The organism is Xanthomonas sp. 3307 (assembly GCF_014199735.1).
Lineage (GTDB): Bacteria > Pseudomonadota > Gammaproteobacteria > Xanthomonadales > Xanthomonadaceae > Xanthomonas_A > Xanthomonas_A rydalmerensis.
This window is the reverse complement of sequence record NZ_JACHOG010000001.1, coordinates 909,611-930,600: the sequence shown is the minus strand read 5'-3', so window position 1 is coordinate 930,600 and position 20,990 is coordinate 909,611. Positions and strand designations below refer to the sequence as shown.

The window sequence follows — 20,990 nt, the reverse complement described above, 5'->3', positions numbered from 1 at the left end:
GTGCGGTTCGCCGATTGGCACGCAGCCTGCTGCACAGCGGGCATGGATATCGCGAAATCACCGAACCGTTCGTTCTGGCGCCACCGCCGTCGCTGGCTGGTGGTGGCCGCTGCCGTTGCGGTATTGCTTGGCGTGGCACTGCTCGGCAGCGGCCGCGCGGCGCCGCGCGTGACGCGCAGCGAATTGTGGATCGATGCGGCCACGCGCGGCGAGATGCGCCGCGAGGTCCGCGCCAGCGGCGTGCTGGTGCCGCGGCAGATCCGCTGGATCACCGCCGGGGCCCCGGCCACCGTGCAACAACAACGGGTCGAGGCCGGCGCGCGCGTGCAGGCCGATACGCCGATCCTGCAACTGGTCAATCCGGAACTGGACGCCGGCCTGGATCGCGCGCGCGCCGTGTTGGCTGGCGCCGATGCCGACCTGGCCGCACTGCACGCCGCATTGGCATCACAATTGCTGGACCAGCAGGCGCTGCAGGCGCAGGCCGAGTCCGAGTTGCAGATCGCGCAGATCAAGGCCAAGGCCTACCGGCGCGGCCACGATGGCGGGGCGATCTCGGACATCGACCTGACCCAGAGCCAGATCGTCGAGGCGCAGCAGCGCGGCCGCGCCGACATCGAGACCAAGCGCGTGGCCGCGTTCCGGCAGAACATGGCCGCGCAGTTGCGCGCGGCACAGGCGCGGCGCGCGCAGGCCGCCAGCACCCTGGCCATCGCCGCGCAACAAGCCGACGCGCTGCAGGTGCGCGCCGGCAGCGACGGCATCCTGCAGCAGGTGGACGTGGAGCCTGGCCAGCGTGTGGAGGCCGGCGCCAAGTTGGCGCGGGTCGCGCGCCCGGACGACCTGCTGGCGCGGCTGCAGGTGCCCGAGGTCCTGGCCAAGGACGTGATCGAGGGCCTGCCGGTCGCGGTGGACACGCACAACGGCGTCGTCAGCGGGCAGGTGGCGCGGATCGATCCAGCGGTGCGCAGCGGCAGCGTGGTGGTCGACGTGCGGCTGACGCCGCCGCTGCCGTCCGGCGTGCGCCCGGACCTGTCGGTGGACGGGCGCATCGTGCTCGGCACGCTGCGCGACGTGGTCAGCATCCCGCGCCCGGCGCTGGCCGTCCCCAACGCCGCCGGTAGCCTGTTCGTGCTGCGCGACGGCGGCCAGACCGCGCAGCGCATTCGCGTGCGTTTCGGCGCCGCTTCCAGCGACCGCATCCAAGTCCGTGCCGGCCTGCGCGCCGGCGATCGCGTCGTGCTGTCCGACACCAGCCAATGGAATGCCGACGCCACCTTGCGCTTACGCTAGCCAGACCAGGAGAGACCCCGCATGACCGCAATTCCCGCACCATCCGCCGCGCCGTTGATCCACCTGGACGGGCTCAGCAAGGTGTTCCACACCGAGGAAGTGGAGACGCACGCCCTGGCCGAGATCGCGCTGGAGGTGGCGCCCGGCGATTTCGTCGCCATCACCGGACCGTCCGGCTGCGGCAAGTCGACCCTGCTGTCGATCCTGGGCCTGCTCGATGCGCCCAGCGGCGGCAGCTACCGGCTCAACGGCCGCAACGTCGCCGAACTGGACACGGTCGGCCGCGCGCGCATCCGCAACGCCGAGATCGGCTTCATCTTCCAGGCCTTCAACCTGATCGCCGACCTCACCGTGGAAGAGAACGTGGCGTTGCCGCTGACCTACCGCGCCGGCGCCCAGCGCAGTCAGATCCGCCAGCGCGTGCGCGAGGTGCTGGAACTGGTCGGCATGCAGCATCGCCACAAGCACTATCCGGGGCAGTTGTCCGGCGGCCAGCAGCAGCGCGTGGCGGTGGCGCGCGCGCTGGCGGGCAACCCGGCGATCCTGCTTGCCGACGAGCCCACCGGTAATCTGGACAGTCGCAACGGCGAGGCGGTGATGCAGTTGCTGGAACAACTGCACGACAACGGCACCACCTTGTGCATGGTCACCCACGACCCGGCGTTCGCGCGGCGCGCGCAGCGCATCGTGCACATGCTCGACGGCCGCATCGTCGACGAGGACACCTTCGAGCGGCTGCGCCACGAGCAGGATGTGGCGTTGCCGGTGCGCGTCGCGGAGCAGGCGCGATGAGCGCCGCCCTGCATTGGGCGGAGATGCGGCAATCCTGGCGCGCGCTGGCGCGCAAGCCCGGCTATCTGCTGCTGGCAGTGTTGACCCTGGCGCTGGGCGTGGCCACCACCACGACAGTGTTCGCGCTGCTCGACCAGGCCTTGCTCAAGCCATTGCCGTTCCCGCAGCCGGAGCGGCTGGTCACGCTCGGCCTGTCCAGCGATCCCGGCCGCAATGTCGCCGCGCCCGGCTACTACCCGGTGTTGCGGCGCATGCCGAGCCTGCAGTCGATCGGCATCCTGCGCGGCTTCCCGGTGCCGGCCAACATCGCCCGCGGCGATGCCAGCGAGGTGGTCGCGTCAATCAGTGCCGATGCCGGCGTCCTGCGCACGCTCGGCCTGCCGATGGCGGCGGGGCGCAACTTCAGCGACGAGGAAAGCCGGCCCGGCGGGCCGCAGGCGGTGATCCTCAGCCATCGCTTCTGGCAGCGCTACTTCGGCGGCGATCCGGCGGCGGTGGGGCGCATGCTGCAGGTCGAAGGCAAGCCGGTGCAGATCGTCGGCGTGTTGCCGGCTGACTTTCCCTGGGCCGACCCCTTCGACCTGATCCGCAACATGCAGCCGGACCTGGCCGAGACCAACCTGTCCACCAACGAGATCGTGGTGGCGCGGTTGCGCCCCGGAGTCAGCGTGGCCGCGGCCTCCGCGCAGACCGCGGCCACGCTCAAGGCCTTTTTGCGCAACAGCCCGCACATGGACGCGTCGTGGTGGGGCTCGTTGCAGCGGCGGCCGCCCAATGCGCTGCCGTTGCAGGACAGTCTGTACGCCGCCAATAGCGGCAACACGCTGTGGCTGTTCTTCGCCGCGGCCGCCTGCGTGCTGTTGATCGCCGCGATCAACCTGACCAGCCTGATGCTGCTGCGCGCGCTCGGGCGCAGCCACGACAGCGTGGTGCGTGCCGCGCTGGGTGCATCGTGGCTGCGGCTGAGCCTGCCGGCGCTGGCCGAAGGCGTGCTGATCGGCGTACTCGGCAGCCTGGCCGGGCTGGCGCTGGCCTGGCTTGGGCTGCGCCTGCTCGGCGACTGGGTACCGCTGATGTGGATGCGCGGCGAGGCCGCGCACCTGACCGGCGCCAGCGCGCTGTTCGCGCTGCTCGCCGGCAGTGCCACCGCGCTGCTGGCCGCCGTGTTGGGCATCGTGCGCGGCCGCCGCCGCAATCTGGTCGCCGAACTGGCTGGCGGTGGGCGTGGCGGCTGGAGTCTGCAGGCCGGGCGCCTCGGTCGCGTCCTGGTGATCGCACAGGTGGCCATCGCCGTGGTGCTCCTGATCGGCGCGGCCTTGTTCACCCGCACCTTGCAGAAACTGGCGGAGGTGCCGATGGGTTTCGAGAGCCGGTCGGCGGTGGTGTTCACCCTGGCGCCGGTGAAGGAACGCTACGTCACCGCGGCCGATGCGGTGGAGCAGACCCGGCGCATCGTCGCGCGGCTGCAGCAGGTCCCAGGCATCGACCGCGTGGGAGTGTCGACCAATCCGCCGACGGCGACGCGGCTGAGCTGGAGCGTGGAGATCAACGGTGCGCCCTCCGTCGATGCCCAGTACCGGCTAGCCACGCCGCAATTCCTCGACGTGTTCCGCATCCCCTTGCTGGCCGGGCGCGGGATCGCCGACAGCGACGTGGCTGGGGCCGAGCGGGTCTGCGTGGTGAGCGCCAGCTTCGCCGCGCGCTACCTGCACGGGCAGGCGCTGGGCAAGAGCATCACCGTGCCCGACGACGGCGGCAACCAGCGCCTGGCGATGCGCGTGGTCGGCGTGGTCGGCGACGTGCGTCATACCAGCCCGGCCGAGCCGCCGGAGCCGACGGTGTACCAGCCGCTGGCGCAGATGAGCGAGCCGATGTGGCAGATCATTCGCGGTTTCGGCGCGCTGACCTATGCGGTCCATCTGCGCGCCGGCGCGCTGGGCGCCGACGAGCGCGCGCTGCGTGCGGCGATCGACGAAGTGGCGCCGCAGCAGCCGATCGCCGACCTGCGGCCGATGCAGGCGCTGGTCGCCACCACCACCAGCGAGCAGAAGCTCAACCTGCTGCTGGTCGGCTTGTTCGCCGCCCTGGCATTGCTGCTGGCGGCGGTCGGCCTGTACGCGGTCATGGCGGTGGCGGTGGCCGCGCGGCAACACGAGTTCGGCGTGCGCGCCGCGCTCGGCGCGCCGCCGGCACGACTGCGGCGGCAGGTGCTGGGCGAGGCCGGCATGCAGATCGGAGTGGGGCTGCTGCTGGGCCTGGGCGTGGCGATGGCGGTGTCGCGGCTGCTGCAGCGCTTCCTGTTCGAGGTGCGTGTGGCCGACCCGTTGGCGATCGGCGCGGTGCTGCTGGTGCTGGCCGCGGCCGGCCTGCTCGCCGCACTGGCGCCGGCGCAGCGGGCGGCGCGGGTGCCGCCGATGCAGGCCTTGCGCGCCGAATGATCCGCTTCGCCTCTCGATGCGGGTACGCCACGGCGGCGGCCGTGGCGCCTGCCCACCGCGCCCGGCCGCTAGACTCTGTGCCATGAACGACGCCCGCACATCGCCCTTGCCGCGCATCCTCGTCGTCGACGACCAGGCCGACGTGCGCGAAGCCCTGCGCATGCTGCTCAAGAGCGCCGGCTACGGCATGGTCGGCGCCGAATCGCCGGAACTGGCGCTGGCCTGCCTGCGTGGCGACGAATTCGCCGCGGTGCTGGTGGACATGAACTACGCCCGCGACACCACTTCCGGCGCCGAAGGCCTTGCCTTGATCGCGCAGATCGCCGCGCAATGGCCGGGGCTGCCGGTGATCGCGATGACCGCCTGGGCCAGCATCGAAGTGGCGGTGGCGGCGATGCGCGAGGGCGCTGTCGATTTCATCGAGAAGCCCTGGCAGAACGCACGGGTGCTGGCGGTGCTGGACAGCCGCATCGCACTGGATCGTAGCCGGCGCACCGCGCAGCGGCTCGGCGAGGCGCAGGCGTTGTTGCTGCAGGAGGGCGCGGCCGATTTCGTCGCCGAATCGGCACCGATGCAGCGGCTGGTCGGGGACCTGCTGCGCATCGCTGGCAGCGGCGCCAACGTGCTGCTGCTGGGCGAGAACGGCACCGGCAAGAGCCTGCTGGCGCAGTTGCTGCACCAGTGGTCGCCGCGTCGCACGCAGGCCTTCGTCAAGGTCAACGTCGGCGGGCTGGCGCCGACCCTGTTCGAGGCCGAACTGTTCGGTCATGTGCGCGGCGCCTACACCGACGCGCGCCAGGACCGTGCCGGCCGCTTCGAACTGGCCGATGGCGGCACCCTGTTCCTGGACGAGATCGGCAACCTGCCGCTGCAGCAGCAACCCAAGCTGCTGCGCGCGATCGAGGATGGCGAGTTCGAGCGGCTGGGCTCCTCGCGCACGCAGCGGGTCGACGTGCGCATCGTCGCGGCGACCAATGCCGACCTGGAGGCGGAAGTGGCGGCCGGCCGCTTCCGCCAGGATCTGCTGTACCGGCTCAACACCTTCCAGGTGCGGGTGCCACCGCTGCGCGAACGCGGCGCCGACATCCTGCCGCTGGCGCGGCATTACCTGGCCGCCGCCTGCACGCGGTATCGGCGGCCGCTGCCGACGCTGGCGCGCGACGCCGAGCGCGCGCTGCTGGGCTACGCCTGGCCCGGCAACGTGCGCGAGCTGGCGCACGCGATGGAGCGCGCGGCGCTGCTGGCCGACGGCAGCATCCTGGGCAGCGACGATTTGCGCCTGCAGCCGGCGACGAGCGTCGCGCCCGCGCTATCGACACAGCTGACCCTGGAAGAAGCCGAGGCGCTGCTGCTGAAACAGGCGCTGGCGCAGCAGCAGGGCAACCTGCAGCGCACCGCCGACCAACTCGGCATCACCCGGCAGAGCCTGTACCGGCGCCTGGGCAAGCACGGCCTGCGCAGCGATGACGGCGGCTGAGCGGCAGCGTTGGCGGCCGCTGTGGCTGGCGGCGCCGGCCTTGCTGGCCTTGGTGCTGGTGCTCGTGGCCGGCGCGCCGCGGCTGCCCGAGGCGGTGGTGCTGCTGCTGTGCGTGCTGTTGCTGACCGCGGCGCTATGGCGCCGGCAGCAGCGCGATGCCGGGCAGCGCCTGCGTACCCTCGGCGGCTTGCTGGACGCGCTGCGCGAGGGCGACTACAGCGTGCGTGCGGCGCAGGACGCGCACGATGCCGACGGCCTGCTGGCGCGATTCAATGCATTGGCGCAACGCCTGCAGGACGAACAGCGCGATTCGCACGAAAGCCTGCAACTGCTGAGCAAGACCCTGGCGGCACTGGACGGGGCGGTGTTCGCCTTCGAACAGGATCAGCGCTTGCGCCTGCTCAACCCGGCCGGCGAGCGTTTGCTGGGTGTCGCCGCCCAGCAGGCGATCGGGCAATCCGCGCAGGCGCTGGGACTGGCCGGCCTGTTCGACGTGCCGTCGGGCAGCATCCAGGCGCATGCGTTTCCTCGGCAGCAGGGGCGCTGGCAGATCGGCCACGCCGCCTTGCGCAGTCGCAGCCAGGCCGGGCGCCTGTTGCTGGTGCAGCCGATGGAGCGCGCGCTGCGCGAGGAGGAGGCGCAAGCCTTCCGCCGCCTGCTGCGCGTGCTCAGCCACGAGATCAACAATTCGCTGGCGCCGATCGCCTCGATCGCCGACACCCTCGCGCGGCTGCTGGCGGCCGCGCCGCAGGCGCTCGACGCCGAATTGCAGGCCGATCTGCACAACGGCCTGGGTGTGATCGAACAGCGCAGCGCCGCCCTGCAGCGTTTCCTGGGCGGCTACGCCCGGCTAGCCAGGCTGCCCGCGCCGGTCCCGGCGCCGGTAGCGCTGGCGCCGCTGTGCGCGCGCGTGCAGCGGCTGCTGGACGACGCCCGGGTGCAGCTCGCGATCGCACCGGCGCTGCACGCGCGCGCCGATGCCGACCAGCTCGAGCAGGTGCTGATCAACCTGCTGCGCAACGCGCTGGAAGCCGGCGGCAGCGCGCCGGTGACGCTGCGCGCGCGCGGCGACGGCGCCAGTGTGCTGATCGAGGTGCTCGACGGCGGCGCCGGCTTGCCGCCCAGCGACAACCTGTTCGTGCCGTTCTTTACCACCAAGCCCGGTGGCTCGGGGATCGGCCTGGTGCTGTCGCGGCAGATCGTGGAGGCGCAGGGCGGCAGCCTGAGCCTGGAGGCGCGCACGGATGCGCCCGGCAGCGTGGCGACGCTGCGCCTGCCGCTGGCGTAGGGTGGGGGGCGTTCGGCGGGGGCTAGCCCGTGCACTACGGGCTGGCATTGCGTGTCTCCGGGAGCCTCAATGCCGTTGTAGGAGCGGCTTTCGCCGCTACGGGCGTTATCGGGAATGCCCGTCGCGGCTGAAGCCGCTCCTACAAAGTACCAGCGCGTCCAATCGCGTCGCGGCAACCGCGAACTGTTGGCGGTGTTCCGAGCCGCGCATCGCCGACGACGTCGCACGCGCAGGAGCATTCCCACTCCCGCGTCGCCGCCGCAACAGGCAAAATGGCCGCTTCCATCGGGAGCACGCATGCCACTGGACGACACCGCCGCTCCGCACGCCGCACGGCGCCCCTGGCGCTGGACGCGTCTGCTGCCGTGGCTGCGCTGGGGAACGGTGGCGCTGCTGTCGACCTTGCTGTTGCTGGATCTCGCGTTCCCGCTGCCGCTGCCGAAGTCGCGCGACACCTCGACCCTGGTGGTGGCGGCCGACGGCACCCCGCTGCGCGCCTTCGCCGATGGCAATGGCGTCTGGCGCTATCCGGCCACGCCGGACAGCGTCTCGCCGCTGTACCTGCAGGCGCTGCTGAACTACGAAGACCGCTGGTTCTGGGTCCACCCCGGGGTCAATCCCTGGGCGCTGCTGCGTGCGGCCAAGCAGTGGCTGTTCTCGCGCCACATCGTCTCCGGCGGCTCCACCCTGACCATGCAGGTGGCGCGCATCCTGATGCCGCCCGAGGTCAGCACGCGCACGCCCTGGGGCAAGGCGCAGCAGGCGCTGCGCGCGCTGCAGTTGGAAGCGCACCTGAGCAAGCGGCAGATCCTGCAGCTGTACCTGGAGCGCGCGCCCTACGGCGGCACCATCGAAGGCGTGGACGCGGCGAGCTGGGCCTACCTGGGCAAACCGGCCGCGCGCCTGTCGCAGGCCGAGGCAGCGCTGTTGGCGGTGCTGCCGCAGGCGCCGAGCCGGCTGCGTCCGGACCGGCATCCGGAAGCGGCGCGCGTGGCGCGCGACAAGGTGCTCGAACGCATGGTCGCGCTGCGCGTGTGGCCGCGCGCGCAGGTCGACGACGCGCGCATCGAACCGGTGGTGGCGCGCTCGCTGCAGACGCCGCTGCACGCCGCGCTGCTGGCCGAGCGCCTGCGCCAGCAACACCTGCACGCCGCGCACATCGTCTCCACCCTCGACGCCGACCTGCAGCGCACCCTCGAAGACCGGGTCAGCGCCTACTTCTCGCAACTGCCCGAGCGCACCTCCGCCGCCTTGCTGGTGGTGGACAACCAAGACCTGCAGGCGCGCGCCTACATCGGCTCGGTGCAGTTCGGCGATCGCCGCCGGCTCGGCGACGTGGACATGGTGCAGGCGTGGCGCTCGCCCGGCTCCACGCTCAAGCCGTTCCTGTACGGCATGGCCCTGGACGACGGCCTGATCCACTCCGAAAGCCTGCTGGTCGACGCGCCGCAGAGTTTCGGCGACTACCGCCCGGGCAATTTCGACGAAGCCTTCAACGGCCCGATCGGCGCCGCCAGCGCCCTGCGCCTGTCGCTCAACGTGCCGGCGGTGGACCTGCTCGACCGGGTCGGGCCGGCGCGCTTCGCCGCGCGGTTGAGCAACGCCGGCATCGGCCTGAAGTTCCCACGCGGCAGCACGCCCAACCTGGCGCTGATCCTCGGCGGCACCGGTGCGAAACTGGAGGAACTGGTCGGCGTCTTCGCCGCGCTCAACCGCGATGGCATCGCCGGCCACGTGCGCTACAGCGCGTCCGACAAGCGCATCGAGCGGCGGCTGATGTCGCCCGGTGCGGCCTGGATCGTACGCGAGATGCTCGAGGCCAATCCGCGTCCCGGCTACGGCATCGGCACCTTCGACGTCGGCACGCGCCCGCGCGTAGCCTGGAAGACCGGCACCAGCTACGGCTACCGCGACGCCTGGGCGATCGGCAGTACCCGCCGCTACACCGTCGGCGTGTGGGTGGGCCGCCCGGACGGCACGCCGCTGCCCGGCCAGTACGGCGCGGTGACCGCCTTGCCGCTGATGTTCGAGACCATCGACAGCCTGCCGCGCCTGCGCGGCGACAACGCAGCGCGGCCGATGCCCGCCAACGTGCAGCAGGTGGACGTGTGCTGGCCGCTGGGCGTCGCCGCCGAGCAGACGCCGCCGGCGCTGTGCCAGCGCCGTTTCTCCGCCTATGCGCTGGATGGCGCGGTGCCGCCGACCTTCGCCGAGCGCGACGCACGGCTGTGGAGCGCCGGTCGCGAGACCGTGCAAGTGGACGCGCACAGCGGCCTGCGCCTGTCGCCGGACTGCGCGCAACCGCACGTGGCGGTCACCCGCGACCTGGCGCACTGGCCGGCACTGCTGACCCCGTGGCTGCACGCCAGCGAGCGCCAGGCCGGGCAACTGCCGGCGCTGGCGCCGGACTGCCGCGACGACGGCCGCGGCCGCAGCGACGTGCTGCGCATCGAAGGCCTCAACGACCGCGCCACCCTGGCGCGTGCGCCGGGCAGCACCAGCGTGCGCCTGCAGGTGCGCGCGCTGGGCACGAGCACGCCGGTGGACTGGCTGCTGGACGGCCGCTGGATCGCCCGTACCGAGGGCGCACGCACCTTCCAGCGCGACTTCGCCGATGCCGGCGACCACACCCTGACCGCGCTGGCCAGCAACGGCGCCTGGACCCAGGTCCGGTTCCGCGTGTTGCGTTGAGCAGCGGTGGCGCGCGCGCCCTCGTAGAAGCCAACTGTCAAGCAACCACGACGACCAGAGTAGGCGGACGATCTGACCTCGGAAGCACTAGGGACTGAAGTCCCTCCCACATCGCTCCCGGACACCGATAACCGCGAGTCCCTATGAGAGTCGCGGTGGCTTGGCGTTGGCTTTGGCTGTTGCTCTTGCTTTTGACTTGTCGGGTTCCCTTCCGAAGCGGCGGCCATCGCGGGGAAGAACCCGAAGGGCGGCGCACATGGATGTGCGCCGTCCGCGGCAGGGCAGGGCTCGCCGGAAAAGGCGAAGCACTGCTTCGCCCCGGCGGGCGGGCTGGCGCCGTGAGGCGACTGCCCCGGACTTGGCTGCGAAGCAGCCAAGCCCCTTCCGCGGATCCCCGCGATGGACGCGGACCTGGAGCGCGCAGCGCGGAGGGCGCGAAGGCAGGGCGCGCTTTCTTTTGGTTACCTTTTCTTTGCGCGAGCAAAGAAGCGCTTCTCAGCAGCCGCAGGCTGATCAAAGTAACTCGCCCGTAAGGGCGAAAGCCTTTGCTTTCGCTTGAGATTTGTGTATCGCGCGAAGAGAAAAAACGTAGGAGCGGCTGCAGCCGCAACAGAATCCATCGGGCAGGCCTGTCGCGGCTGAAGCCGCTCCTACGAGGGTGCGTAACGCAGAACCGGCTTACTTGCCGATCCAGCCTTCCAGCATGTCCGAGAACTCGTCGGCGTGCTCTTCTTCCTGGGCCAGGATCTCTTCCAGGATGCGCTTGGTGGTGGTGTCCTTGTCGCCGACGAAGTTGATCATCTCGCGGTAGCTGTCGATGGCGATGCGCTCGGCGATCAGGTTTTCCTTGACCATGTCGCGCAGGTCCTCGCCTTCCTTGTACTCGGCGTGCGAGCGCGCGGTCAGCGTGTCCGGGTTGAGGTCCGGCTCGCCGCCCAGCTGCACGATGCGCTCGGCGAGCTTGTGCGCGTGCGCCTGTTCCTGCTGCGCGTGCTCCAGGAACTCGGACTTGACCGCGTCGGCGAGCATGCCGGCGGCCATGAAGTAGTGGCGGTAGTAGCGCAGCACGCACACGTACTCGGTGGCGAGCGCGTCGTTGAGCATCTTGATCACCGCCTCGCGGTCGGCGCTGTAGCTCTTGGTGATCGCGCCGTCCTCGATGCTCTGGCGGGCGTTGGCGCGCAGGGTGGCGGTGTCGGTGAGGCCGGCGGTGTGCTGCAGCGGCTTGGCGTCGGTGTTCGGGGTGGCTGGCTTGTTGGACATGGCTGGCCGTTTCCTGTGGTGGGTGAGGGGATCAGTCGGGAAGATGCTGCAGCACGTAGTCGGCGGCGGAGACCTTGAATTCGCCCGGCGCCTCGACGAACAACGCACGTACCACGCCGTCGTCGGCGTATAGCGCGAAGCGGCGCGCCCGCACGCCCATGCCGTAGCTGCTGGCGTCGAGTTCCAGACCCAGTGCCTTGGCGAAGTCGCCATTGCCGTCGGACAGCATCTGCAGGCCGTCCGGCACCAGCTGGCTCTTGCCCCAGGCCTGCATCACGAACGGGTCGTTGACTGCCATGCAGTACACCTCGATGCCGCGCTTGCGGAACTCCTCGAAGTGCTCCACATAGCCGGGCAGGTGCTTCTCCGAACAGGTCGGGGTGAAGGCGCCGGGCACTGCGAACAAGAGCACGCGGCGGCCGTCGAACAGGGTGCGCGTGTCCACGGCTTCCACGCCGTCGCGGATGTGCTGCAGCACCACTTCGGGAATACGTTCGCCGATCTGGATGGGCATGTCGGGCTCCTTGGATGAACCGAGTCTAGAAACGGAAATGGGAAGGTGGCGTCAACGCCTTGAAAAGCGCGGCGGCAGGCCTATCTGACGGGCATGGACGGCGGGCCGGTCCCGCCGCCGCGAACCGTCCCCTCCGGGGTGTACCTCATTCACGTTTCAGGAGACCACGATGAGCATCGTCCGTTATCGCCAGTGGCCGGCCCAGGCCGCATTCCAGAACGAGATCAAGCAGGTGTTCGACCGCTTCTTCGACCCCAACGGCGGCACCGACGAATCGGCCGTCGTCACCGCGCAGTGGGTGCCGCGCGTGGACATCAAGGAGGAGCCGGAGCGCTTCGTGTTGTACGCCGACCTGCCGGGCATCGATCCGTCGGAGATCGAGGTGTCGATGGACAAGGGCATCCTCTCGATCAAGGGCGAGCGCAAGAGCGAATCGGCCGCCGATACCGAGCGCTTCTCGCGCATCGAGCGCCGCTACGGCAGCTTCCATCGCCGCTTCGCGCTGCCCGACAGCGCCGACCCGGACGGCATTTCCGCCACCGGCTACCATGGCGTGCTGGAAGTGCGCATCCCCAAGCGACCGGCGAGCACGCCGCGCCGCATCCAGGTCGATACCGGGGCCACGATCGTGCAGTAAGCGCCCGCTCGCAGCGGCGTCGCCATCGCGACGCCGCGCCTTCGCGGCCGGCCGTAGAATGGCCGGGCGATGGCGCAATGCATGCCACCGGCCCGTTGCCGCAAGGCGGCGGGCCGACTCTTTTTGAGGTGATGGATGGAATTCAAGGATTACTACGCGACCCTGGGCGTGGAACCCAGCGCCGGCGATGCCGAGATCAAGACCGCGTACCGGCGGCTGGCGCGCAAGTACCATCCCGACGTCAGCAAGGAGCCTGGGGCCGAAGAGAAGTTCAAGGCGATCAACGAGGCCTACGAGGCCTTGCGCGACCCGCCCAAGCGCGCCGCCTACGACCAGTTGCGCGCGCAGGGTTACCGCCCGGGCGAGGAGTTCCACGCGCCGCCGAACTACGGCGGTGCGCAGGGCTTCGACTTCGAGGAAGTGTTCGGCAACGGTGGCGCCGGCGGCGGCTTCAGCGATTTCTTCGAGAGCCTGTTCGCCCGCCAGCAGCGCGCACGCCAGGGCGGCGCCGGCCCCGGTCCGGGACCCGGTGCACCGCGCGGCGATACCCGCGCCAAGCTGGCGGTGCCGCTGGAGGCGGTGTACGCCGGCGACAGCGTGCGCATCACCATCAACGGCAAACAGTTGGACGTGCGCGTGCCCAAGGGCGTGCGCCCCGGCCAGGTGATCCGGCTGAGCGGACAGGGCAACGGCGGCAGCAACCTGCTGCTGGAGATCGAGTACGCCGCGCATCCGCAGTTCGAGGTGGACGGCCGCAACATCCTCTACACCCTGCAGGTGACGCCGTGGCAGGCAGCGCTGGGCACCAGCATCAGCGTGCCGACCCTGGGCGGGGCGGTGGAACTGAAGATCCCGCCGGAGTCCGACGCCGGCCGCAAGCTGCGCCTGCGCGGCCGCGGCCTGCCCGGCACCCCGCCGGGCGACCAGATCGTCGAACTGGAAGTACTGGCGCCGGCGCCGGAAACCGAAGCCCAGCGCAAGGCGTATCGCGGGTTGGCCAAGGCCTTTGGCGAGGCCGTGTGAGTGGTGCCGGGATTGGGGAGTCGGGAGTGGGGATTCGCAAAAGCGGGCTCCCCTCGCTCTGTGGCGTCGTAGGAGTGGCTTCAGCCGCGATGCGGTCCCGATAAACCGGCCATCGCGGCTTGCGCGAGGCGGCCCTGCACACGTATCTGCGCAATGCGGCGCGGCGCCAGCGAAACCGCATGGCCTGCGTAGGAGCGGCTTCAGCCGCGACAGGCGTTACCGGTAGCGCCTGTCGCGGCTGAAGCCGCTCCTACAAGGGGCGCCGATTGCAATGCGGCCTTACGCTGCGCGCTCAAACGCCGCCCGGAACCCGCCCTTACGAATCCCCAATCCCCAATCCCGATTCCCGGCTTCTACGGCGCATCCTCGCCGCTGAACACGCGCTCGATCACCTCGTACAGCTCGTCCTCGGAGAACGGCTTGGTGATGTAGGCGCGGGCACCCTGGCGCATGCCCCACATGCGGTCGGTGTCCTGGTCCTTGGTGGTGACCAGGATCACCGGGATGTTCTGCGTGGTCGGCTCGCGGCGCAGGGTGCGGGTGGCCTGGAAACCGTTGAGGTTGGGCATCACCACGTCCATCAGCACCAGGTCCGGCAAGGCCGCCTTGGCCGCTTCCACGCCGGCGGCGCCGTCGGTGGCGGTGATCGTTTCGTGCCCCAGTTTTTCCACGATGCGCTGGATGCCCAGCAACTGCGACGGCGAATCGTCGACGATCAGAATGCGTGCCATGTGCTTCCCCCTAGGAAGCTCGGAGTGTAGTGGCAGCGGCGCGAGGGCGGAAAGCGTTGCGTGTCACAAAGCGTCGGCGTGGCTACGCGCCCGGATCCAGTCGCACCACGGTGCGCCCGAACGACTGCCCGGCCAGCATTGTCGCGAACACCTCCGGCAGGCCGGCGAGGTCGACTTCGCGGGTGCAAATCGTGTCCAGATGGCGCGGCTTCCAGTCGCTGCCCAGGTGCTGCCAGATGCGGTCGCGCAGGTCGCGGGCGGTGCCGGCCGAGCCGATGCCCAGCAGCGACACCCCGCGCAGGATGAAGGGCATCACCGTCATGTCCAGCTCCGCGGTTGCGGCCAGGCCGGCACTGGCGACGCTGCCGTACGGTGCCGTCTGCGCCAGCAGGCTGGTCAGCATCGCCCCGCCCACGTTGTCCAGGCCGCCGCCGAAGCGCACCGACTCCAGCGGCCGCTTGGTCTGCAATGCCTCGCGGCCGAGCACCTGGGTGGCGCCCCAGGCCTTGAGCTGCTCGGCGCGGTCGGCCTTGCCGCTGACCGCATGCACCTCGAAGCCGGCGCGGCTGAAGATGTCGATCGCCAGCGAGCCGACCCCGCCGGTGGCGCCGGTCACGCACAGCGGACCGTGCGCCGGGCTCTGGCGGTTGTCGAGCAGGCGCAGCAACGCCAGCGCCGCGGTGAAACCGGCGGTGCCCAGCACCATGCTCTCGCGCAGGCTCAGCCCGGCCGGCAGCGGCACCACCCACTTGGACTCCAGGCGCACGTATTCGCTGTAGCCGCCGTCGCGGGTCTCGCTGAGGCCGCAGCCGGTGACCAGCACCGTATCGCCTTCCTTGAACGCCGGGTCGCTGGAGGCGACCACGTGCCCGGCCACGTCGATGCCGCCGACCAGCGGGAAGCGGCGCAGGATCTTGCCCTGGCCGGTCCCGGCCAGCGCGTCCTTGAAGTTCACCGACGACCAGGCCGCCCGGATCACCACCTCGCCGTCGTTGAGCTGGTCCAGGGACAGCGGGACGAGGCCGGCGTGGTAGCCGCTGGCGTCCTGGTGGATGCGGAAGGCGGAGAACTGGGCGGGAACGGACATGGAACACCTTGGTCGGCACGCAGGAATGCACCAAGATACCCTTTCGAAACGGCGGGTCTGCCCCATCTAGTAGAATCGGCGACTCATTATCCGGTGAGCGGCGCGTGACCGACGCGTCGCCACCTTCCTTCTTGGAGCATGCATGGCCTGGAATACACCTGGCGGCAAGGGCGGAGACGGCCCGGACAATCACGGGCGCGGTCCCTGGGCGCCTCGTGGCGGCAATGGGGGAGGAAAATGGGGCGGTTTGCCCGGTCCGTTGAAGGACCTGTTCGGCGACGGCGGCGGCATCGGCCGCTGGATCCTGGGCGCGGTGGTGCTGGTGCTGCTGTTCAGCAGCTTCCAGTTGATCGGCGAGCAGCAGCGCGGCGTGGTGCTGCGCTTCGGCCAGTTCTCGCGGATCCTGCAGCCGGGCCCGAACTTCAAGCTGCCGTGGCCGATCGAGACCGTGCGCAAGGTCGATGCCACCCGCATCAAGACCTTCGACAGCCAGTTGCCGGTGCTGACCGGCGACGAGAACATCGTCAACGTTTCGCTCAACGTGCAGTACCGGGTCGAAGACCCGCGCACCTACGTGTTCGGCGCGCGCAACGCCGACCTGGTGCTGGAGCAGGCCGCGCAGAGCGCGGTGCGCGAACAGATCGGCCGCTCGGATCTCAACACGGTGCTCAACAACCGCGGGCCGATGGCGGTGGCCGCGCGCGAGCGCCTGCAGGCCGCGCTGAAGGCCTATCACACCGGTCTGATCGTGACCGGCCTGACCCTGCCCGACGCGCGTCCGCCGGAAGAAGTGAAGTCGGCCTTCGACGAGGTCAATGGCGCCCAGCAGGTCAAGGAGCGGCTGATCAACGAGGCCCAGGCCTACGCCGCCAAGGTGGTGCCGGAGGCGCGCGGCCAGGCGGCACGCACCCGCACCGTCGCCGAAGGCTACAAGGAAGCGGCGATCGCCCGTGCGCAGGGCGACGCCGAGCGCTTCACCCTGCTGCAGCAGCAGTACCAGAACGCGCCGGAGGTCACCCGCAAGCGGCTGTGGCTGGAGACGATCCAGCAGGTGCTGGCGCAGAACCGCAAGGTCATCGGCGGCGACGGCCGCCAGCTGATCTACGTGCCGATGCCGGCCGAGGGCAAGGCGCCCGCCACGTCGACCCCGCCGACCTCGCCGACCACCGGCGGATCGCTGCCGACGGTGCCGACGCTGCCGCAGGAGGTGTTGATGCCGTCCTTGAACAGCAGTTCGGCCGAGAGTGTCCGCAACCCGGAGCGCACGCCGCGCCCGACCGGCCGTGAGGAGATCCAGCGATGAAACTGTCATTGTGGGCGGGCATTGCCGTCGTCGCGCTGTTCGCGCTGCTCAGCTCGGTATTCGTGGTGCCCGAGGACAAGGCGGCGATGGTGCTGAACCTGGGCCGCGTGGTGCGTGCCGACCTCAAGCCGGGCCTGCACTTCAAGGTGCCGCTGGTGGAGTCGGTGCGCATGTTCGACCGCCGCTTCCAGGTGATCGACACCACCCCGGCGCGCTACTTCACCGCCGAGCAGAAGGACGTCAGCGTCAGCTTCTTCGCCATCGGCTACATCTCCGACGTGCGCGCCTTCTACCGCGCCACCCAGGGCGGCGACGAGAAGGTGGCCAACAGCCTGCTGGCGCCGATCATCACCGATTCGCTGCGCAACCAGATCAACTCGCGCACCCTGCAGCAGCTGGTGTCCGGCGACCGCAGCGAACTGATCGCCAAGCAGCTGGTGGCGATCAACGCGGCGAGCAAGACCCTGGGCATGCAGATCGTCGACCTGCGCATCAAGCAGATCGACCTGCCGACCGACAGCCAGGTGATCACCGACGTGTACGAGCGCATGCGCGCGCAGCGCAAGCAGGAAGCGGCCAAGCTCCGCGCCGAGGGCGAGGAGCAGGCGCTGACCATCCGTGCCCAGGCCGACCGCGAGAGCACGGTGCTGGTCGCCGAGGCCGAGCGCGACGCGCAGAAGCTGCGCGGCGAAGGCGATGCCGAGGCGGCCAGCGTCTACGGCAAGGCCGGCTCCGCCGACCCGTCGTTCTACGCGTTCTATCGCAGCTTAGAGGCCTACCGCGGCGCCATGGCCGACGGCAACGGCGTGATCGTGCTCGACAAGAACGATCCGTTCCTGCAGTACCTCAAGAGCGATCGCTGAGGGGCGGGGATTGGGGAGTTGGGATTGGGGATTCGTAAGAGCGGGTTCCCGGTCCCGCTATCGGTTGGCCGCAGCCGCCTTCCTTTGTAGGAGCGGCTTCAGCCGCGACAGGGTTCGCGAAAAGCCTGCCGCGTCCGGACTTTTCTGGGAGACCCTGTTGCGGCTGAAGCCGCTCCTACAGGATGCGGGCTCTCCAGCTGACGCGCACACGCCATCTCCTTCTGCCTGTGAGACCCCATGCACGATCTGATCGCCGCGGTGTGCCTGGTCGTCGTCTTCGAAGGCCTGATCCTGCTGGTGGCGCCGGAGGCCTGGAAGCGGATGGTGCAGCAGATGTTGGCCATGCCGACCACACAATTGCGGATCGCTGGCGGGGTGGCCCTGGCGGTGGGATTGATCGCCTTGCTGTGGGTTCGCGGCTGACCCCGCATCCCGAGTGCTGCCGTCGGGCAGGTCGCTGAACGCGGCAGCGGAAGGGGTGGTGACCGCCACCCAAAACCCGGATAATGCACAAAAGCCGGCCGGGCCCGCTCCACGCGAGCGTCTCGACCGGCTTTTTCCGTGTATGGGTCTTGCCGCCGCCTGGACGCTCCCCGATGGAGCAACCGCGCTGGTGTCGGTCGGACCCCGCACGGCCACCACATCCGCGTGGCCCCGACGGTCGCGCAGCAAACCAGGAGTTACCCAGCCATGGGTCAGTCAGTTGTCGTGCTCGGCGCCCAGTGGGGCGATGAAGGCAAAGGCAAGATCGTCGATCTGCTCACCGAGGAAATCGGTGCCGTCGTGCGTTTCCAGGGCGGCCACAATGCCGGCCACACCCTCGTCATCAACGGCAAGAAGACCGTCCTGCACCTGATCCCGTCCGGCATCCTGCGCGACGACGCGCTGTGCCTGATCGGCAACGGCGTGGTGATCTCCCCGGCCGCGCTGCGCAAGGAGATCGAGGAGCTGGAGACCTCCGGCGTGGAAGTGCGTTCGCGCCTGAAGATCTCGCCGGCCGCGCCGCTGATCATGCCGTACCACATCGCCCTGGATCAGGCCCGCGAGAAGGCTGCTGGCGGCAAGGCCATCGGCACCACCGGCCGCGGCATCGGCCCGGCCTACGAAGACAAGGTGGCGCGCCGCGGCATCCGCGTCGCCGACCTGCATTACCCGCCGCAGCTGGAAGAGCTGCTGCGCACCGCGCTGGACTACCACAACTTCGTGCTGACCAAGTACCTGGGCGTGGAAGCGGTCGACTTCCAGAAGACCTTCGACGAAGCGCTGGCCTTCGGCGAGTACGTGCAGCCGATGAAGTTCGACGTGGCCGGCATCCTTCACGACCTGCGCAAGCAGGGCAAGCGCGTGCTGTTCGAAGGCGCGCAGGGTGCGCTGCTGGACATCGACCACGGCACCTATCCCTACGTCACCAGCTCCAACACCACCGTCGGTGGCGCGCTGGCCGGCACCGGCGTGGGCGCGCAGGACATCGACTACGTGCTGGGCATCGCCAAGGCCTACGCCACCCGTGTCGGCGGCGGCCCGTTCCCGACCGAACTGGACGACGCGATCGGCCAGGGCATCCGCGACCGCGGCGCCGAGTACGGCGCCTCCACCGGCCGTCCGCGCCGCTGCGGCTGGATGGACATCGTCGCGCTCAAGCGGGCGGTGGCCATCAACGGCATCTCCGGCCTGTGCATCACCAAGCTCGACGTGCTCGACGGCATGGAGAAGCTGAAGGTGTGCATCGCCTACGAATACCGCGGCAAGCGCACCGAGTACGCGCCGCTGGATGCGCAAGGCTGGGAAGAGTGCACCCCGGTGTACCTGGAGTTCCCGGGCTGGAGCGAGAACACCCACGGCATCACCGAGTGGGACAAGCTGCCCGCTGCCGCCCGCGCCTACCTGCGCGCGCTGGAAGAACTGGCCGGCTGCCCGATCTCCATCGTCTCCACCGGCCCGGACCGCGACCACACCATGGTGCTGCAGGATCCGTTCGCCTGATCGCGGGAATGAGTTGAGTCTCATTGAAAAGCCCCGCGTTGCGGGGCTTTTTTTTCAAATATTTTTACCAGTCAGCGCCATGCTGGGGCGGGCTTCGAAAATAATTTCGTTGGCTGCCGGATTTTTCTCCCCCATAGTGATCGATAGATTCGTCATGTGTTGTCACTTTCGTCGAGCATGCTGGCATCTGTTTCCGTTCGCCCTCTCTCGAAACGATGGGTTGGCAGTATGATGTAATCGATTGCCGCACTGTTGATGAAGGCGATGCGGTGCCAGCCTTCGATTGGAATTCTTATCAACTTGCTACGAGCGTCGTCAAAATTCTCGCTAAAATCGATAAGTTCATAGAACGAATCGAAAAGTTCTTTGTCATCTGAGATGTGCGCAGTTCGTTGCTTTCCGTTTGAAAGCTGATATTTGATGTGAGTTGCGCGCTCAAAGATCTTCTCTGTTTCAATGGCGTTTTTCTGTACTTCGCTTTCAAGCTCATCTGGCTTGATTTTTCCTTCTGCAACTAGTGTCTTATACTGAAGATCCGTGATCATGACTGCCTTGGAGACACGCTTGACGTCTTCGGCAGAGAATGCGGAAAGATCCCCGTCAAAGCTGAGCTCTTCTACGATTTCCCAGTCGCGTGCATCTGGCATCTGTAGGCTGGCGTGATCTACGTAGCTGTCATGTTCCGGGCCGAAGTCATCGTACGCTTCGCTTGAAAAGTACACGTCAGCGATCGAATTCGCCCGAATTACAACTGTCTGATTCGATAGGCTTTCGACTGTTACGAAGCTAGGCTGCTGCTGGAGCGCGCGATGTAGGCGGCTGAATGCACCGTCCGTGATTGAAAGTAAGAGGGGGGCGCCGCTTCCCGCAAAGTGGACCGCGACTTCACCGTAGTAGTTGAGGTCTTCTCCAACTGACTTGTCGTAGAAACCAGCGAGAACCGGCGGGTGTCTTCCAAGTAAGGCATCGGGATTTGTTTTTAGTATCTTTGCCAACTTTGCGAGCTTGTCTTTAGGGATGGGGGCGGCTCCGCTCTCCCAGCGCTGATAATTGGGCTGCGAGACGCCCACTGCCTTAGCCAGCTTGGCTTGGCTGAGCATTGCTTTTACCCGGAACTGCTTGAGCTTGTGTGCCATTGGCGGCCTCTTCATGTTGAAACGTATAATAAACGTATCATTTATCTTGGCTTGATGCTACGGCAATGGCTGCGTAGGAAGCACGTGGTGCATCTGGACGGCTCGCACTGATGACAGCGACGCCGTTATCGCAATTCATGCTGTGCTGGGCACCAACCTCTTTGATCAGTCAGTTGAGCGGTGACGGTAAGCGAGCTGGCGATATGGCGTGGCGCGCAGGGTGATGCGGCGTTGCCGAATACATCGTGCAGATCGCTACGGCGGTTATGCTGGCGTTGCGCTCGCAATCAGACGCCGGCTTCGTGGGCCGCTGACCTAAGTTGATGTGCGTGCTTTTCCTTGCGGCTCCAGGCAATTCGGAGAGGCTGTGTCGGCCTGCATGCATCCACACTCCGGCGCTATCTTCGGCCGCCTGCAAAGCTGCGATAGCATCCCGCGGCACTCGCATGATGCTATCTCGACAAGGAAGAC

At 68.7% G+C, this 20,990-nt stretch carries 17 protein-coding genes; 12 read left to right on the top strand and 5 right to left on the bottom strand.

Translation table 11 applies throughout. The annotated features are described in order from the left end of the window. The first annotated feature begins 42 nt into the window (after window positions 1-42). The 6 genes from GGR64_RS03935 (at window position 43) to pbpC (ending at window position 9,979) form a co-directional block, all read left to right on the top strand. Entirely contained in the window at window positions 43-1,293 is a 1,251-nt protein-coding gene (locus GGR64_RS03935; protein ID WP_184644045.1) for an efflux RND transporter periplasmic adaptor subunit, read from the top strand. A gap of 21 nt (window positions 1,294-1,314) precedes the next feature. Continuing rightward, window positions 1,315-2,085: an ABC transporter ATP-binding protein gene (locus tag GGR64_RS03930; RefSeq protein ID WP_184644043.1), complete on the top strand. Its 771-nt coding sequence runs from the start codon at window positions 1,315-1,317 to the stop codon at window positions 2,083-2,085. Continuing rightward, window positions 2,082-4,523, top strand: coding sequence for an ADOP family duplicated permease (locus GGR64_RS03925; protein ID WP_184644041.1), 2,442 nt, complete (start codon window positions 2,082-2,084; stop codon window positions 4,521-4,523). The genes GGR64_RS03930 and GGR64_RS03925 overlap by 4 nt, the downstream gene beginning before the upstream one ends. Window positions 4,524-4,605: 82 nt before the next feature. After that, on the top strand, window positions 4,606-6,000 hold the full coding sequence (locus tag GGR64_RS03920) for a sigma-54 dependent transcriptional regulator (protein ID WP_184448197.1): 1,395 nt from the start codon (window positions 4,606-4,608) through the stop codon (window positions 5,998-6,000). Window positions 6,001-6,799: 799 nt separating this feature from the next. Beyond that, entirely contained in the window at window positions 6,800-7,288 is a 489-nt protein-coding gene (locus GGR64_RS20680) for an ATP-binding protein (RefSeq protein WP_326520303.1), read from the top strand. A 297-nt stretch (window positions 7,289-7,585) separates the two neighbouring features. Continuing rightward, complete coding sequence (pbpC, locus tag GGR64_RS03910; RefSeq protein ID WP_184644039.1) at window positions 7,586-9,979, top strand: penicillin-binding protein 1C; 2,394 nt, start codon at window positions 7,586-7,588, stop codon at window positions 9,977-9,979. A 678-nt stretch (window positions 9,980-10,657) separates the two neighbouring features. On the opposite strand, the gene GGR64_RS03905 is transcribed toward pbpC, so the two are convergent. Together GGR64_RS03905 and GGR64_RS03900 are read right to left on the bottom strand one after the other, a co-directional pair. Next, on the bottom strand, window positions 10,658-11,242 hold the full coding sequence (locus GGR64_RS03905) for a ferritin-like domain-containing protein (RefSeq protein ID WP_160966311.1): 585 nt from the start codon (window positions 11,240-11,242) through the stop codon (window positions 10,658-10,660). 31 nt (window positions 11,243-11,273) lie between these two features. After that, complete coding sequence (locus GGR64_RS03900) at window positions 11,274-11,756, bottom strand: peroxiredoxin (RefSeq protein ID WP_160966313.1); 483 nt, start codon at window positions 11,754-11,756, stop codon at window positions 11,274-11,276. A gap of 169 nt (window positions 11,757-11,925) precedes the next feature. Between GGR64_RS03900 and GGR64_RS03895 the strand changes: the two genes are divergently transcribed. Together GGR64_RS03895 and GGR64_RS03890 are read left to right on the top strand one after the other, a co-directional pair. After that, window positions 11,926-12,393, top strand: a complete 468-nt coding sequence (locus GGR64_RS03895) for an Hsp20/alpha crystallin family protein (protein ID WP_010341349.1) — start codon at window positions 11,926-11,928, stop codon at window positions 12,391-12,393. 135 nt (window positions 12,394-12,528) lie between these two features. Continuing rightward, on the top strand, window positions 12,529-13,416 hold the full coding sequence (locus GGR64_RS03890; protein WP_048490191.1) for a DnaJ C-terminal domain-containing protein: 888 nt from the start codon (window positions 12,529-12,531) through the stop codon (window positions 13,414-13,416). A 353-nt stretch (window positions 13,417-13,769) separates the two neighbouring features. Here GGR64_RS03890 and pilH read toward each other — a convergent pair whose 3' ends face one another. Then, window positions 13,770-14,147: a twitching motility response regulator PilH gene (gene pilH, locus GGR64_RS03885; protein ID WP_010340114.1), complete on the bottom strand. Its 378-nt coding sequence runs from the start codon at window positions 14,145-14,147 to the stop codon at window positions 13,770-13,772. Window positions 14,148-14,229: 82 nt separating this feature from the next. After that, complete coding sequence (locus GGR64_RS03880) at window positions 14,230-15,234, bottom strand: acryloyl-CoA reductase (protein WP_184644037.1); 1,005 nt, start codon at window positions 15,232-15,234, stop codon at window positions 14,230-14,232. Window positions 15,235-15,376: 142 nt separating this feature from the next. On the opposite strand from GGR64_RS03880, the gene hflK reads away from it, so the two are divergent. From hflK to GGR64_RS03860, 4 genes are all read left to right on the top strand, one after another. Continuing rightward, window positions 15,377-16,537, top strand: a complete 1,161-nt coding sequence (hflK, locus tag GGR64_RS03875; RefSeq protein WP_160966317.1) for an FtsH protease activity modulator HflK — start codon at window positions 15,377-15,379, stop codon at window positions 16,535-16,537. After that, window positions 16,534-17,400 carry a protease modulator HflC gene (locus GGR64_RS03870; RefSeq protein ID WP_160966319.1) on the top strand — a complete coding sequence of 289 codons (867 nt, stop codon included), beginning with the start codon at window positions 16,534-16,536 and terminating at the stop codon, window positions 17,398-17,400. Before hflK ends, GGR64_RS03870 begins: the two co-directional genes overlap by 4 nt. Window positions 17,401-17,637: 237 nt before the next feature. Further along, window positions 17,638-17,823 carry a DUF2065 family protein gene (locus GGR64_RS03865; protein WP_160971067.1) on the top strand — a complete coding sequence of 62 codons (186 nt, stop codon included), beginning with the start codon at window positions 17,638-17,640 and terminating at the stop codon, window positions 17,821-17,823. A gap of 267 nt (window positions 17,824-18,090) precedes the next feature. After that, entirely contained in the window at window positions 18,091-19,383 is a 1,293-nt protein-coding gene (locus tag GGR64_RS03860; protein WP_160971065.1) for an adenylosuccinate synthase, read from the top strand. Window positions 19,384-19,535: 152 nt separating this feature from the next. Here GGR64_RS03860 and GGR64_RS03855 read toward each other — a convergent pair whose 3' ends face one another. After that, window positions 19,536-20,519, bottom strand: a complete 984-nt coding sequence (locus tag GGR64_RS03855) for a helix-turn-helix transcriptional regulator (RefSeq protein ID WP_184644035.1) — start codon at window positions 20,517-20,519, stop codon at window positions 19,536-19,538. Window positions 20,520-20,990: the final 471 nt, after the last annotated feature.